Raw genomic sequence first — 16,499 nt, 5'->3', positions numbered from 1 at the left:
CGCTCCTTTCTTCGGTTTTAGGTTGTGTGTTCTAAGAGACTTCCCAACCGCTTGATTAAGAAGTCTTTTAGAGCATACAACACCAGCTGCCAGCTTATATGACTTAAACTGTTTGATTGCAAATGAAGCAATTCTAACAACTTCATCTGAGGGTTCAAGTTCTTTAAATCCCTCATATCCTTCATATTCCTCTGGAATTTCTTCCGGAATTGTTCCGTTTATCCACATTTCAACGAATTCAAAATGTCTATCAATTGCATTTTTGAATGTTTCATCATCTTCTCTGCACTCAGACATGTTAATCATATCAATCAATGTTTCAAAATTTCGTTCATCCGGAGGAGAGGTTGCAAAAATCATTGCAATATATGCAGTATATAAAAGTTTTTCTGCTTTAACCCAGAAATCTTCACCGCTATTCGGCTGATTTCCGCTTGTGTTTTTGATAAGGACATCTACAAATTTAAGAATATCCTTTTCACGATTTTTTTCGCTAATATATGCAAAAGGGTTATAGTGCATTGATTTTGCGAAATCAATCGTATTAAAAACCTTTATGTGATATGGTTCATAGATTGTCTTACCATTGCTATCTTTTCCTATCGGTCTACCACGCTTCAACATTTTTCCGCATTCAATCAATACTGTTCCTTTCGGGTCGGTAACGATATAGCTAGAATGCATCTGCATTAAGTTTGGTTTGACAAAAAATCTTGTTTTACCTGAACCAGAACCACCGATAACCAGAATATTTTTATTTCTGGCGTATTTCGGGTGAGAGGGTTTTCCCATTGTCAGGCTCTCGGTTTGCGTTAGAATTACATTATTAAACTTATCTTTTAAGTCCATATATGGTTCTATATCTTGTTCGTTGCCCCATCTTGCACTACCGTATTCCTCCCCATTACGGAATTTCTTTTTGTTTTTTGACTTAATGTACATGATGAGTTTCATTATGAGTGCAACTGCTACGCCAAATCCCAAATCTATCACATTGAAACTCGGAATTACCTGTGCAAAAACAACGCCTAGGTTATTCATAAATGGCATCATTTTTTCAGAGATTCCGTTACCTTCGGCTGTTCGATATGCAAGTGAAATCAAATCACCTGCGTATCCAAATATAACAAATGGCAGCCAACTCAATATCGTTTTCTTTACTTTTTTGCTATTCATTATTTTCTCCGAAGTCAAAGTCAAGTGGCTTTGTCGGCATTAAAGAGCCATGTCCTTTGATTTTTCACGAACTTTTTCTTTCTTTTTCGGCTCTTGCTCTTGAATACGCTGTGCATTCTCACGCAGCTGCTGTCTTGTTACTGTCGGCTGCTTCTCAATGTCTTGCTGTTTTTCATTTGCATATTCAGTAAAAGCACGCTTGAAATTATCTGTCTTTCCAGATTCAAACATCACATGAAATTCGCCAGATGCTGAATCGTGTTTTATTGCAAAGTCAATATCATATTTTTTTGCGACAGACAAAAAATCTCCGATATTTTTATCTGACACTTCAATAGATTCCAACTTTCCACCATGTTCTGTTGCACGTTTATTCAATTGGCGAACAGAAATCTTACCTTTCTTTTCTGCATTTCCGCTTAAAAAGGTTTTCATCATCTCTTTCATTATGTCTGATGTAAGTTCAGTTGCTTGTTTGGAAAGAGAAAGTGTCTTTTTTAAGCCTTGTTCCATGTCAGAAGCCATAGAATGTCCTCCTTATCTACGCATAATATGATTTATTTCATACTGCGTGTGAAACGGACAGTCTTCTGTGCTTTGCAGCCATAATCTTCAATCAACCTACAGACAAATCCTCGGCTGAAATAAGTCCATTCTTCGTCAAACTCCCTTGCCGGGCAACAAGCCCGCCTGCGGTCGCTTTCCTTGACTGGGCTTATTTCATCTGTCGGCTTTGCCTATAGGACGATTAAAAATTAGTATAAAACCTGACGGCACGCTGTCAGGTTTTCTTTGTTATAATAGACCTATCAAATATGAAAGGAAGTCTTATTATGACAAACACAAAAATATGCCAGAGCTGTGCAATGCCCATGACAGCAGCAGATCACGGCACCAACGCCGACGGAACACCCAGCGCCGATTTCTGCAAATTCTGTATGAAGAACGGAAAAATGGGGGACTGCACCATGGAGCAGATGGCGGATATCTGCGCCGATATCGACCTGCGTGACGGTCGTGCGGCTGATAAGCAGGCGGCGGTAAATATGTATATGTCGGTGCTGCCCATGCTGAAAAGATGGGGCGGTACAGGCACTATGGAATACGAGGTCGTTGAGCTGCCGCAGATGACCGTCAGGGGACTGGGCTGCCGCACTTCAAACACCGCTCCCGATATGAGCGAAAAGATAGGCGGACTGTGGAAAAGCTTTTTCGGCGGCGTTTTTCAGAGCATTGACAAAAAGGCAAGCCCTTACACATACGGCGTTTACAGCAATTATGCCACGGATTTTACGGGGGAATATGATATGACAGTGGGCTGCCAAGTTACCGAGGACAGCGTGTCGGACAACACCGTAACAACAGTGATACCAAGAGGAAAATACGCAAAGTTCACTCTTCACGGCGATGCACAAAAGGATATCTACGCATTCTGGTGCCGCCTGTGGTTCATGCCCCTTGACCGTGCATATACCGCCGATTTTGAGGAGTATGTTTCCGAGCATGACTTCAACATCTACATTTCCATAAAATAACAGAAGATATCAAAAGCCTGACGACGCATAGCCGTCAGGCTTTTATAGTTACTCTTCGATCTGCTTGCCGAGGAACTGGGCAGCAGCCTGAATGAGATTTTTCTGCACCTCAGTTGCCGCTGTATTTTCTCCCGAGGCAGGAGCAAGAAATGCCACGGCGCCGGTAACATCGCCCGATGAAAGAATGGGAGTGCAGGCGATGGCAGCCCTGTCAATTCCTTCAACGGGGAATACCTTCACATCATCTGCGGAAGAATAAATGTAATTCTTTCGATGCTCGAGGTAATCCTCCAGCCCCTGAGAAACACGCCTTTCGCTGAACTCCTTTTTGCCCACGCCCGCCACAGCCACAACGTGGTCACGGTCGAACACAACGGTGGGGCAGTTGGCAAGCTTTGTCATGACCTCTGCTACCTGAGACGCCGATGCAGCCATTTCATTTATGGCGGAGTATTTCTTGAAAATGACCTCTCCGTCAGAGCTTGTGTATATTTCCAAGGGGTCGCCTTCACTTACAACAGTTACACAGTCATCAACCAACGTATCTAAGCGCTTTTGTGGCTCTGCAAGTTCGGCTTCCGCTTTGATTATCCCGTCAATATCCGTGAGAAGGTTCACGGTGATGTGATCTTCATAGACCTGTATATTATCTATTATACTGCCAATATCGGTTTTGTCAAGTCTTTCCTTTTCAAGTATCTCATTAAGAACTCCAACGGTAGTAGCGGCGGCTTTGTTGGTATCTGCCACTGTTTTGTCACGTTTGGCAAGCAGTTCAAGCTGAGCATTCAGCCCCTCAATTTTTTGCGAGTGCGAGGAAATGATGATGTCGTAAGTCTCGTTGATGAGCTTTTCCTGTGTGGGATTTGCCATGATATCTCTTATGCGCTGAGTGGTCACAGCTGCAAGCTCAGCCTTAAGCTGTGATATCTGACGGTTTATCTGTTCCGGTGTATCATCGGAAATATTCTTCCGCTCCCTTGCCGCAAGCTGCTTGTCAAGGGTTTCTGCTATAAGGGTGGAATTATCACGGAGCTTTTCGATGACTTTTTTCAGCGTGTCGTCCAGTCTGTCAACTCTGATATGATGCGAAGAGCAGTATGCCTTTCCATGCTTTGTGTACGTGCTGCACCTGTATGCGGGAGCAAGATTGGGTCGGCTCATTGATGACATAGGTCTGCCGCAGTCACCGCACATAAGGAAGCCTGTGTAATCTGTTCTGTACTTCTTCACACCCCGGTAGTTTGAGCGTGTCCGCACAGCAAGCTGCTGCTGTGCCTGTTCAAAAACAGCCTTAGTAACTATAGGAGTATGATAGTTCTCAATGACTATATTTTCGGCGGCAGGAAGCAGAATATCATCGCCGTTTATTTTTTTTCTGCTGTATTTGTGCTGCCTGAGAGTACCTATATAAAAGTCATTGCTGAGTATCTGGCTTACGGTCACGCTGCTCCAATGGCTGCTGCCCCTGAGTCTCGTGGACTTTCCCATAAGTTCACAGCGCAGTATTTCGTCTTGCCTTGCAGTGGGGATATTCATTTCCGTAAGCTTGTTGGAGATAGCCTTGTAGCCCATTCCCGACAGATACATATCGTATATCATTCGTATGACCTCTGCCTGCTTTTCGTTTACCTCAAACTTCATTGCCTTGCTGTCGGTCATGGTGTAGCCGTAGGGGACAGCGCATATCCATCTGCCTTCTTTCTGGCGGTTCTCAATGACCTTGCTTACCTTCTTGCTGGTATCGGTGACAGGCATCTCGTTTATCAGGAATCTGAACTGTATCTGCAGCCACTCGTCGCATGTGGGAAAGTCTATGCCATCGTTTATTGAGATGATGCGGACACCGGCGTCTCTCAGATCCTCAAGCTCCGCCAGACCACGGCTGTTTCGCCTGGAAAAACGTGAGAAGTCCTTGATGATAAGTATGGTGTATTTGCCGCTCATCAGACCTCTGCGCATGTACTGATAACCCTCACGCTGCTCAAAGGTGTAGCCTGAGCGGTCACGGTCCTCAAAATATTCGATATCATCATCGGGAAATTTCTGGGCGGCATATGCCGAAATAATGCTCTTCTGGTTTTCGATAGAAGTATTGTCCTTGCCTATCTCCTCATCAACGGAAATACGTAAGTAGGCTGCTATTGCCATTTTAACACGTCCTTTCAATATATATTATCATGCTGACGGTATTGGGGTCAACAGGAAAAAAATAGGGGCATCAGCTGTCGGCTGATACCCCTATTCGTCATGAAGGCATAACAGGGCTAAGGTGGCTCATGACCAGAGCTACAGTGGTGTCAGCGGGCTTCTTTGTGCCGGAGATGAATACCGTAACATCATAGTTCTTTTGCTTGCAGCCGGAGTAGATATCTTTCAGCATCATGCCTACAAGCTCACTGCCTGCTTCGCTTTGAGTCAGCCACACGTCTGTTGTGCGGTCCATTTCATTTACATTTACATTCATTTTGATTTCCTCCTTTTGAATAATATTGACAGGATCTTTTGGTTTAAACCCCTTTAGATGAGTGCTCATAAATATAATATATAGTTGAAAATGTGAGAAATACGGTGGCTTATACCGTAAAAGACATTTTTACGGTATAAACTGCATCTTACAGACTTTTCAGCTGGATTTTTGTCTATGCCTCAGATGCCCGATATTTCTAGCTTTCAGGCGGTGTAACGACAAAAAGACATTTTTTCGGATAGAAGTATAGGTCCTCTGTTGTTGTATTTCGTTGCTTGTTTAATTTCACAATACTTGTCAGCCAGTTGATCTTCAAACTTTCTATCAAAATAATGATAGTCTGTGACGAAAAGTCTGCAAATTGCGAAGTATCCTTGTGATATTACTTGCTCAAAGTCAAGCGCAACAGCAGCTTCTGCAGAAAAGCCATAGTCATCAATAATATATTTATGATCATACGGATCTTCTCTTATGAAAGCTAATTGGCTTTCCTTTTCAAAGCATTCGTCTATATACAGATTCTCACGCTTGATAGCGCATCCATATGTCCCCTCCACCTCCATTCTGCCAACAGGTAAATTACCCTTGTATCGGTTAAGGGTTATTCTCTGATTACACAGGCAGAGAAGATATAGGAAGGAATATTTGTCACTCCAAGTTTTGGAATTCTTATAACCTTCTCGAAGTTCGTAAATAATATTTTCCAGTTTATCGGTGTTCTTTGATGAATAAATATTTGAGTAATCCGCAAACAGCTTATAAGTTAAATCACCGCTGACTCTGTAGAAGTTATTGCAGATCCCTTGAAATGTTTTCTGCACTTTAGTACTGACAATATCTCCTGCAATCAGGGCTTCGGTAATGGAAAAAATATGAGAATCTCTGTATCCATTGCTTTTGGCTATAGAATTAAGGTCCGTGATGATTGAGGTATCAGTTCTGCCATTGAGTGTATCAACATGCTCTCCGATCATTTGCAGAAGATCGGCTGACTTGACATTGTTTATCAGTGCTTTTAAGATAATTTTTTGATCTTCGGGAGAAGCCTTAATAAATTCATACCTTAAAGTGCCGAATTCTTCTGACCATTTACCTTGTAGTTCGGGAAATAGTGTTCCAAGCTTTACATCGAGAGTTTCAATCGTGTCATCTGAAAATTTATACATCTTTTTTTCCTCCCTGTGGAAATTTTAATAAAAGTATAATGATGTAGATGCCATGTATAAGTTGGGTGAACTTTATTATTATGCTGACAAACCGCATCAAAATCTTAATAAATCAGAGTATTACCTTAAGCAAGGCGAGCAGCACGATGATTTAAGATGTATGTGCCTACTTACAGAAATGTATTTGGATACGTCGCATTTTACGTATTATAACCCCAATAATTCGGTGATGATCGATTTACTGAATTTATCTGAGGATACAAAGTCTCCTATGTATAACCCTGAAGCAGGGCAAAAAATGCTAAGCAAAATTGAGCAAATTGCATTGGATACTTCTAATGATGTTTTATTGGAAATAGTTGCAGATTTTTATATTGATGAAAAATACGGAATTGTTAACGCTGCAAAAGCGGAACAGTATTATCGTTCCTTAGAATCCAAAGATCCCGATGACATAGAATTAAAGGTTAAGTTAGCAATGTGTCTTGAAGCGCATGGTTCGGTTAAACAGGCTGTTGATATTTATAAGTCATTGGCGCAAGCAGATCCACCGGTTGAATTGGCGGTACGCAGACTTATTTATTACTATTCTAAAACGGGCGATGATGCTAATAAGGCAAAATGGATAGACTATCTGTTTGAAAATTTTGGCTGTGGAGATGATGAAGAGACAGAAAAATGGCTGCTATTCAATGGAAGATATTATCATACGCAATTTATTAACGATAATGATGACGATAGTATAAAAGCATGTTTAAAGGCTTATTATACAGCTGCACAGAAATTTGATAATGTCGGAGCATATTTTGAATTAGGCGTTATCTGGTCTACTACATTGTATGATAAACAAGAAGCATTGGAAAATTATCAGAAATGTTTAGAGCTTTATAAAAAGGAGCGTGAAAAAATGCCCTCAGACCCGTGGATTAAGGCTCAAATAGAGGATGTTACAGATCATATTTCAATGTGCAAACGGTTGATGAGGTGAATAACTCATGCTGTTTAAGAGCATTGTAAAAAAAATAAAACAATGGGCGATTTATGCTAGTTAGTTCAGACAAGTGAAATTATTTACCACTATAGTGCACGCTAAAGAATAAAACTAAATATCACTTAAGATTTTTGAACCGGATGATGTTATTTCATTCGGTTCAATTTAATTTAGTGTAGCTTTGTGTTTGGCATATGGACAAATGTTAATGGAGCGTTGTAGTATCGTAATTGTAAAATAGGGTATGAAAAAATAACCGTGTAAACGCAATAATCGCCAAAATTCTGACCATATTAAAAATGCAGTCCAAAGAGGGCAACACTGAGGGGCGACCTAGCGCAGGCTGCGGAATAAAACGGTGAAGAGCAGGTCCCTATGAAAAAAAGTCTGTAAAAAACGAAGAACTGTGGTAAAATAGAAATAACACAGGAGGACGAAATTTTATGGGAAGAAGAAAACGAGAGCCAATGAGCGAGGGCAAGAGGAACATCATAACAGGACTGCTTCAGGAGTATGATATCAAGACAGCAAAGGATATTGAGGATGCTCTCAAGAATCTGCTGGGCGGAACGATACAGGAAATGCTTGAGGCAGAGATGGACGAGCACCTGGGATACAGTTCATATGAACGCTCCGACAACACCGACTGCCGCAACGGAAAGAAAACCAAGAAAATACGTGGAAATTTTGGTGAAACCGAGATAGAAGTCCCGCAGGATCGTGACGGAAGCTTTGAGCCGAAGGTCGTACAGAAGCGTCAGAAGGACATTTCAGGCATTGAACAGAAGATAATCTCACTGTATGCAAAAGGTATGACGACCCGTCAGATAAGCGAAACTATTGAGGATATTTACGGCTTTGAAGTAAGTGACGGAATGGTGTCGGATATTACCGACAGGCTGCTCCCACAGATAGAAGAGTGGCAGAATCGCCCTCTTGATAAAGTATATCCTATCGTGTTCATAGATGCAGTTCATTTTTCTGTCCGTGACAATGGTCAGATAAAAAAGCTTGCGGCTTATGTTATCCTGGCAGTAATTCTTACAGGTCATAAGGAAGTATTATCGATACATATCGGTGAAAACGAGAGCGCAAAGTATTGGCTGGGAGTGCTGAATGAGCTGAAAAATCGTGGTGTAAAGGATATTCTTGTGATATGTGCCGACGGGATTTCCGGAATGAAAGAAGCTGCAGCAGCTGCATATCCGCAGACAGAATTACAGCGCTGCATTGTTCATCAGGTGAGAAATACACTGAAATATGCAGGAGAAAAAAACAAGAAGGAATTTGCAAATGACCTTAAGACCATACGAAAAAGCAGCATTGGAGCAGCTTGAGCGGGTCACTGATACACCACCAATGCCATTGAAAGCCTTAACAGCGGCTATCGCCGTCTGAACAAGCAGAGGAGCGTATTTCCGAGCGATACAGCACTTTTAAAGGCTCTGTATCTGGCAACAGCGGAGATAGCCCCAAAATGGACAATGCCGCAAAAAACTGGGGCGAAGTGCTCGGTGAGCTTGAGATAATGTATCCGGACAGGCTGAACTGATGCCGCCGCAAAATATCCTGATGCAACGGAGCGCAGCGCAGTGAAATCAGGATATTTTGCATCGGGAGCTTGACAAACGGCAGTATTCAATTTATACTGAAAAAAGAAAGAGAGCGACTGATCAGCCGCTCTTACCACAAAGTCATTTTTCTGCGGTTGATTGTTTTTACAGAGTTTTTTTCGCAGAACTAAATAAAATTTACATACAGTGTTCAGCATGTAGAAGCATCAATGAACTTACAGGTATTTTCAAATTTGAAAGCACAAAATATTCTCCCAATATCTTCATAATATTCATTCTTGGGAACATGAAATTATGACTGATAAAATGCTGCGCCACAGCGTATTTATTAGTATTGTCCTCTCTTGACTATATTTTTAATTTAGGGTATAATGAAATAAATCCGAAAGATAAACAACATACAGTAACTATAATTTAAGGAAAAATATTTATGCGAACTGAAATAGAACTTAACAACGGATGGTGCTTTGCCAAGATATATAATCTGGGAATAAGCGAAAATGATGCAGTTACCCCCGAATTTGACGATTGCTCATGGGAAAAGATCTGCCTGCCTCACACTTTTAATGCAACTGATAGTGTAACAAGCAGCTATTATAAAGGACTGACCTGTTACCGCCGAGATTTGGAGCTTTCTACAAAATACAAGGGCAAGGCACTATACATTGAATTCGGGGGAGCCAACACTACTGCTAAAGTGTTTGTGAATGGCTTTTTTGCCGGAAAACACGATGGAGGCTATTCTGCTTTTCGCATAAATATAACGAATTATGTACACTATGACAGAAAAAACCAAATTGCAGTCCTTGTTGACAATTCACCCACAAATTACATTGCTCCAATTACTGAACAGGGCGATTTTACAAAAATGGGTGGATTGTACCGAGAAGTTAAATTAATTGCCGCCGAACCTGTTCACATTGCACTTGAGGACAGTGGTTCCTGCGGAGTCTACATCACACCACATAATATTACATCAGACAGCGCAGACATTGATGTACTGATAAAGCTTGATTCCGCCAACAACATAGAGGCAAAGGCCGTAATTTTTGCCCCGGACGGAAAGCCTGTTGCAGAGATGTGTGGACATACAGAAAGCGACAGGCTTACACTTTCAAAAAAAATATCTGCTCCGCAGTTGTGGGATGGTGTAAACTCTCCCTGTCTGTATCGTGCCGAAGTCACCCTATTTTATGGGGACAAAGCAACAGATATGGTATCCGAAAATTTTGGCATAAGGACATATCATATTAACCCTGAGGATGGTTTTTTCCTTAACGGAAAGTCTTATCCTCTTCATGGTGTGAACTATCATCAAGACAGCTTTGAAAGCGGCTGGGCAATGACAAATATCCAACGTGAACGTGATTATGGAATTATTCGTGATATGGGTTGCAACGCTGTAAGAATGGCTCATTATCAGCATTGCAGTCAGGAATATTCACTGTGTGACGATTTCGGTATTTGTGTTTGGACAGAGATAGGGATTATAAACAAAATGTCTCCGGATGAAAGCGAACGTCACATTCTTGCAGATGGCTTTGCAGAAAATGCAAAACAGCAGCTTATTGAGCTTATCAGGCAGAATTACAATCATCCATCAATCATCTTATGGGGAATATCTAATGAACTTCACCAAATGTCTGATGAAATTTTTGCTTTATACCAAGAACTTTATGAGCTTGCCTGCACGGAGGACAACACAAGGCTGAAAACTTATGCAGACAATCAGTTCTATGGCAGATTTTTGCAGCTTCCCTCAGATGTCGTAGGATATAACCGTTATTTCGGTTGGTATAAGGAGGCAGGCGATGCAGAACATTTCGGAGAATGGCTTGACTTATACCATAATTCAAAGGAAAAACGTCCGATATGCATTTCTGAATACGGCGGTGGCGGAGCCCTAACACAGCACAAGGACAGCATAGACTGGTTAAACGATATTGACCCGAATGGAGCTCGTCATTATGAAAATTATCAGTCACAGCTTCACGAAATTGTTTGGCGGCAATTTTCTGCAAGAAAATATCTTTGGGCAGCATTTGTATGGTGTATGTTTGATTTTCCTTCCAGTGGTCGTGAAGAGGGCGATACGATAGGACAGAATGATAAGGGTCTATGCACGAGAGAACGCATACCCAAAGATGCGTATTTCTTTTACAGGTCTGTATGGAGCAGTGAGAAAACTATCTACATTACTGAGCGCCGTCATAACGTAAGACCTTGCAATGTACCATTTATAAAGATATATTCAAATGCACAAAGTGTTGAACTTATCGTTAACAACAGGTCACTTGGCATAATAAAACGCAGCGAATTGTCAAATAGCAATGATACTGTTTTTGTATGGAACAATGTTAATATAAATAAAAATGAGAAAAATACTATTACTGCAAAAGCGACATTTGATGATGACACGATAAAGTATGACAAAGTTTGTTGGTATGGCTAAAGATTCAATCATAACGAACATCTATATTGCAATAGAAAAAGCGTTACCTATCGAATTGAAAGGTAACGCTTTTTTTATGCTCTGTTTAGTATGCTAAGCTTTTTTACAAAGAAAACGGAAATAATAAGCACAAGCGGAAATACACAGCCTGCAAACATACCCTTTTGCATATTATCTCCTGCATTTTGGGAAATATTGCCCACGACTGCAGGTCCGAGTGCACCGCCCATATCTCCTGCCATTGCCAGAAGTGCAAACATGGCCGTACCTCCCGAAGGTATCTTAGCCGAACAGATGCTTATAGTTCCGGGCCACATTATTCCTACCGAAAAACCGCACACTATGCAGCCGACAAGTCCCAGCAGGGGTATCTCCGACAAAGAGGCTGTAATATAGCAAGCGAGACAAAGAGCCCCCGAACCGATCATAAATTTCATAAGATCAATTTTTTCACCATATTTTCCGTACAATGACCGGCTTATACCCATTGTAACGGCGAACATACACGGGCCTGCGATATCTCCCATTGATTTGGAAAGACCCAGTGCAGATTCTGCAAACGCAGATGCCCATTGTGCCATTGAAAGCTCCGATGCACCTGCACATACCATAAGCAGAATGGAGAGCCAAAACAGCGGAACTTTAAGCAGACTGCCAATACTCATTCCCTTACCGTCCTCTGTCGGATGCTCGATCGGACATACAGCAAAATTGAACACATTACACAGTGGAATAACTGCCCAGATGCAGGAGAGCCATCTCCAGTTTTCTATCCCGAATAATGCAAAGAACAGGGTTGAAAGAAGTATAACTCCCACTGCACCCCAGCAGTAAAACGAGTGGAGCAGGCTCATCGCTGCCTCCTTATGCTCAAAAGGGCACGCCTCAACGATAGGGCTTACAAGCACTTCCGTAAGACCGCTGCCTATGGCATAAAGTACTGTACTGAATATTATTCCTGCAAACGGATCGGGTGTGACCTGCGGAAGAAAAGCAAGTCCGATAAGTCCGACCGCCGAAAGCAGCTGCGAACCAACAACACAATTTCTGTAGCCTATAGTATCTGCAAAACGTGCACACAAAATATCAACAATAAGCTGTGTAGTAAAAAACACAGATGAGATAAGCGCTATTTTTCCTAAAGAAATATTGTAATTATTATGAAAAGTAAGAAACAGCAGCGGTGCAAAATTTGCAGCTATTGCCTGTGTAACAAATCCCAAGTAACAGGCTATCAGCGTTTTTTTGTAATTCATATTTACGTTCCTTTCAATAATAGCAGTATAAGGTAATTCTATTGTTTTCGCACAGACTTTTTACTTTATTGCAGTATTATAGGTCACATCTAAAAACCACCGGCTAAAAGCCTTAGCACCTCATCTGCCTGCAGATTTTCCGTCATCTTGCACACAAATTTCCTGACATACGACATGTATGCAAATTCTTGCTTTGCAATAATTGCGAAATTTCTATACAATCTGACAAAAAATCTGACTTCGCATCTGAGGCACTATGGTTATTAGTATTATATATTATGTAAACAGCTTCTCCGCCGATATTTCGACGGAGAAAGTTCTGTCCCTTAATTAAGTGATATTTTTATATAATAACCAATCAATAAATCATCCAATTCTCTTAAATACAGGCATAACATCCAGAGGTGCGGGAACGGTGACGATCTGACCGCCGCTGTAGATCTTCTTGTCTGAGATGCTCTCCCACTGCCCCTTTGGCAGATATACACTGCGCTCTCTTGCGCCCGGCTCAAGCACGGGAGCAACAAGATAATCGCTGCCGAACATATACTGCTCGGGAAGCTCCCAGCACTTTTCATCGTCGGGGAACTCAAAGAACATTGTGCGGATAACGGGCGCACCTGTTCTTGCGGTCTCCTCCATAAGTCCTGCAATATAATCCTTCATGGAAAGACGTATATCCAGCCACTTCTTCATTATCTCATAGGCTTCCTCACCGTAGCTCCAAAGCTCGTTGGGGTGGCCTGTGTAAAGATATCCGCCGCCGAAATCACGGTCATCAAGCTTGGGGATATCCCAGTCGGGGCCACGGTTTCCGTGCATGCGCAGGATAGGGCAGAACACGCCGTACTGATACCAGCGTATGAGAAGCTCCCTGAAATCGGGGTCGTCCCAGTTGTCTGTCATAAATCCGCCGATGTCGGTGGTCCACCAGGGAATACCTGCAAGGCCCATGTTCTGACCTGCAATGACCTGATCCTTAAAGGACTCAAAGTTCGACTGAACATCGCCTGTCCAAACAAGTGTCCTGTACTTCTGGCTTCCTACCCATGCGGAACGGCAGAGGTTGACTGCCTCATGGTCGCCCTCGGCTTCCTGTCCGTTATAGAATGCCTCAACATACTTCTTGGGATATTCGCAGCCAACCTTTGAGCCACGTCCGGTATAGTAGCGGTAATTTTCAAAATCGTACTTGGTGCTGTCGGGCTCGGAGTTGTCCAGCCAGAAAAGGTCGATGCCCCAGTCACGGTAATTCTGCTTGCACTTGCTCCATACAAATTCCTGAGCTTCGGGATTGAAGAAGTCAACCGTGCCGCAGTCGCCCTCATAATCATAGGTCTGCACCGAACCAACATCGGTGGTGCTTATAAGCGCCTTCTGTTCCATTTCATAATAGTTCTCGCTGCGCTTATCCACAGACGGCCATACGGAGACCATGACCTTTGTTCCCATGGCATGAAGCTCATCGGTCATTGCCTTTACAGCGTCCCTGCTCCAGTATTTCTCGTCAAATCTCCAGTCGCCCTGATGCGGCCAGTGGAAAAAGTCGATAACGATAACGTCAAGCCTGATGCCCAGCTCCTTGTATTTTCTTGCGACCTCAAGCACCTCATCGGGAGTGCGGTAACGGAGCTTGCACTGCCAGAGGCCAAGATAATCCTTGCTCATAACAGGCGCTCTGCCCACACATTCGGTGTAGTTGGTCACGATCTGAGCGGGAGTATCGTCGGCGGTTATCCAGTAATCCACCATATCGCTCTCGTCGGATATCCACTTGGTGATGTTGGTTCCGAAAGCCGCCTCGCCTGTTGAGGGATTGTTCCAGAGCATGCCGTAGCCCTTGTTTGATACCACAAAGGGAACGCTTACCTGGGAATTTCTCTGCTCAAGGGGAAGAACAGAGCCTTTAAGGTCAAGTATGGGCATCTGGTACTGACCCATACCGAACAGCTTTTCCTTGGGGTCGGACTCGAAGCGGACGGTTATCTTAAAGTCATCGGAAGCAAGTCCCTTGTATTCACGGGATCTTATCTTGTAGCAGATAGCCTCCTTGCGTACAGAGCCGTAATAATATCTGTAATATTCCTGCAGGATAAGCTCATTGTCCTTGTAAAAGCAAATAATGCCCACGCCGTTTACAGTGGCTTTGATCTTTCCGTTCACTATCTCAGCCGTTTCGCTGCCCTCGTCAATGGTCACTTTTGCGCTGTGTGCCACGTTCTCGGTAAGAGCATGAGCGTCCCGGGGGAGCTTTTTCAGAAGAGTGGTCCTCACACGAAGAGCATTATTGCCCCAGCCCTCAATGCGGATAGTTTCATTTCTCGACCGTGCAATAAGTGCGCCGTTTTCTTCAGTAAATCGTATCATTGCTGTACCTCCTATAAAATTCCTGTGTTGACTGTTCGCCTGATCTATAGTATAATTATAACATCAAGTGACATGAAATGATATAAATATATTGTCTGAAACTATGAAAATATCGTCAGGCGGTGAAAGAAATGTCTATAGTTGATTACAGCGTGCTGAAAAGCGGGGACAGCGGTCAGGATCCCCCATTCAAATCAGATGAATCGGGACTTCACGGAGATGCGGAGTTCCCCATAGCCGTATATCATGCCGATGTTACGGACAATTTTGTGAGCTGGCACTGGCATGAGGAGCTTGAATTCGGTTTTGCGGTGGAGGGCAGCGTGCTTATGGAATGCGGCAAAAACAAGCACATACTGAACAAAGGCGATATTTATTTTATCAACAGCAACACTCTTCACGCCATGTTCAAAGCGGGGACGGGTCAAAAAAGCGTGTTCCGCTCTGTTGTAGTGCATGGTTCCATAGTGGGCGGAAAAGAGGACAGCATCTACCATCGGAAATATGTTGCGCCCATAACGGGCAACAGCGGACTGCGTGAGCTGATATTCACCCCCAAGGACGGCAGCTATTCAAAGATACTGGGGCTGCTCACAAACATCTGGAACACGGAAAATATCAGAGTGCCCAATCACGAGCTTATCGTCCGCAACGAGCTTTCCGAGCTTTTCCGGATACTTATCCATCTGTCGGAAAAGAATATGTCGGCGCACCCTGCCGCCAGCATTGCCCAGGAGACAAGGCTCCGTGACATACTGCTTTTTATCCATGACCATTACGCCGAAAAGATCACTCTTGATGACATGGCAGCCGCCGCATTCATCAGTAAAAGCGAGGTGCTCAGGTGCTTCAGGAACATAACGGGTCAGTCCCCGTTTGAGTATCTGAAAAATTACCGCCTGCGCAATGCGGCTTACATGATACAGAACACCTCCGACCCCATAAACACCATCTGCGGCCTTTGCGGCTTTGACGACCACAGCTATTTCTCCAAGGCTTTTAAGGAGGTTTACGGGTGCAGCCCACGGGAGTTTAAGAAATAAGAACTTGTCTTCACAAGATAAATGTGGTATAATAAAAGAACAATGAGATATACAAGTGATATGACGGAAAGTCAATGGGAAATAATAAAACCAATATTACAGGAAGCAAAATACAGGAACTTGGAAGAAAAGCAAGAACAGATAAATGCGGTATTTTACTTGGTGAAAAAAGGGTGTCAATGGAGGAACCTGCCAAAAGATTTTCCTAAGTGGAAGACCGTATATAGCTTCTATAGAAGAGCTTGTCTGAATGGAATATGGGATAAAATACAGAAAGCACTGGTCAAAAAAGTTCGTTTGGCAAAAGGTAGAAAAGAAGCTCCAAGCTATGCTTTGATTGATTCACAAAGTGCTAAAACAGTATCATCAAACGAAAACCGAGGATATGACGGAGGAAAAAAACAAAAGGACGAAAGCGGCATATAGTAACATATACAATGGGAAATCTGCTTTGTGTGCACGTCCATGC

Annotated in this window: 12 protein-coding genes and 1 pseudogene; 6 read left to right on the top strand and 7 right to left on the bottom strand. The window is 42.8% G+C overall.

Annotation, left to right across the window (positions count from 1 at the left end):
- Both OCV68_RS14285 and OCV68_RS14280 read right to left on the bottom strand, forming a co-directional pair.
- Positions 1-1,176 (bottom strand): type IV secretory system conjugative DNA transfer family protein (locus OCV68_RS14285; RefSeq protein ID WP_262573675.1); only part of this gene is annotated, 1,176 nt, incomplete at its 3' end.
- 39 nt (positions 1,177-1,215) lie between these two features.
- Positions 1,216-1,701: a PcfB family protein gene (locus OCV68_RS14280; RefSeq protein WP_046437445.1), complete on the bottom strand. Its 486-nt coding sequence runs from the start codon at positions 1,699-1,701 to the stop codon at positions 1,216-1,218.
- Positions 1,702-2,009: 308 nt separating this feature from the next.
- Here OCV68_RS14280 and OCV68_RS14275 point away from each other — a divergent pair, with 308 nt between their 5' ends.
- A complete protein-coding gene (locus OCV68_RS14275) occupies positions 2,010-2,711 on the top strand; it encodes an effector binding domain-containing protein (RefSeq protein ID WP_022475872.1) in 702 nt (233 codons plus the stop codon).
- Between the two features lie 48 nt (positions 2,712-2,759).
- Here the strand turns inward: OCV68_RS14275 and OCV68_RS14270 are convergent, their stop codons facing one another.
- The 3 genes from OCV68_RS14270 to OCV68_RS14260 all read right to left on the bottom strand — a co-directional run bounded on the left by OCV68_RS14270 (position 2,760) and on the right by OCV68_RS14260 (position 6,347).
- Positions 2,760-4,862, bottom strand: a complete 2,103-nt coding sequence (locus OCV68_RS14270) for a stage V sporulation T C-terminal domain-containing protein (RefSeq protein WP_022475871.1) — start codon at positions 4,860-4,862, stop codon at positions 2,760-2,762.
- Between the two features lie 97 nt (positions 4,863-4,959).
- Positions 4,960-5,178 carry a hypothetical protein gene (locus OCV68_RS14265; RefSeq protein WP_022475870.1) on the bottom strand — a complete coding sequence of 73 codons (219 nt, stop codon included), beginning with the start codon at positions 5,176-5,178 and terminating at the stop codon, positions 4,960-4,962.
- A 206-nt stretch (positions 5,179-5,384) separates the two neighbouring features.
- Positions 5,385-6,347 (bottom strand): hypothetical protein, encoded by a 963-nt coding sequence (locus tag OCV68_RS14260; RefSeq protein WP_022475869.1) that lies wholly within the window; start codon positions 6,345-6,347, stop codon positions 5,385-5,387.
- A 61-nt stretch (positions 6,348-6,408) separates the two neighbouring features.
- On the opposite strand from OCV68_RS14260, the gene OCV68_RS14255 reads away from it, so the two are divergent.
- The 3 genes and pseudogenes from OCV68_RS14255 to OCV68_RS14245 all read left to right on the top strand — a co-directional run bounded on the left by OCV68_RS14255 (position 6,409) and on the right by OCV68_RS14245 (position 11,364).
- Positions 6,409-7,335, top strand: coding sequence for a tetratricopeptide repeat protein (locus tag OCV68_RS14255; protein WP_262573667.1), 927 nt, complete (start codon positions 6,409-6,411; stop codon positions 7,333-7,335).
- Positions 7,336-7,805: 470 nt separating this feature from the next.
- Positions 7,806-8,890 (top strand): annotated as a pseudogene (locus OCV68_RS14250) (IS256 family transposase).
- Positions 8,891-9,342: 452 nt separating this feature from the next.
- A complete protein-coding gene (locus OCV68_RS14245) occupies positions 9,343-11,364 on the top strand; it encodes a glycoside hydrolase family 2 protein (RefSeq protein ID WP_262573665.1) in 2,022 nt (673 codons plus the stop codon).
- 74 nt (positions 11,365-11,438) lie between these two features.
- Here OCV68_RS14245 and OCV68_RS14240 read toward each other — a convergent pair whose 3' ends face one another.
- Positions 11,439-12,620, bottom strand: a complete 1,182-nt coding sequence (locus OCV68_RS14240; RefSeq protein ID WP_262573663.1) for an MFS transporter — start codon at positions 12,618-12,620, stop codon at positions 11,439-11,441.
- 366 nt (positions 12,621-12,986) lie between these two features.
- The gene (locus tag OCV68_RS14235; RefSeq protein ID WP_262573660.1) at positions 12,987-14,987 is read right to left on the bottom strand and encodes a glycoside hydrolase family 31 protein; all 2,001 of its coding nucleotides are present in this window, start codon (positions 14,985-14,987) and stop codon (positions 12,987-12,989) included.
- A 131-nt stretch (positions 14,988-15,118) separates the two neighbouring features.
- Here OCV68_RS14235 and OCV68_RS14230 point away from each other — a divergent pair, with 131 nt between their 5' ends.
- Both OCV68_RS14230 and OCV68_RS14225 read left to right on the top strand, forming a co-directional pair.
- On the top strand, positions 15,119-16,030 hold the full coding sequence (locus OCV68_RS14230) for an AraC family transcriptional regulator (RefSeq protein ID WP_022474213.1): 912 nt from the start codon (positions 15,119-15,121) through the stop codon (positions 16,028-16,030).
- Positions 16,031-16,090: 60 nt separating this feature from the next.
- Positions 16,091-16,456, top strand: coding sequence for a transposase (locus tag OCV68_RS14225; protein WP_262573656.1), 366 nt, complete (start codon positions 16,091-16,093; stop codon positions 16,454-16,456).
- Positions 16,457-16,499 lie beyond the last annotated feature (43 nt).

This window comes from Huintestinicola butyrica (genome assembly GCF_025567215.1).
In the GTDB taxonomy this organism is placed as follows: Bacteria; Bacillota; Clostridia; order Oscillospirales; family Ruminococcaceae; genus Huintestinicola; species Huintestinicola butyrica.
Note: the sequence above shows the minus strand (reverse complement) of the source record. Positions and strands in the feature narration are given on the sequence as shown.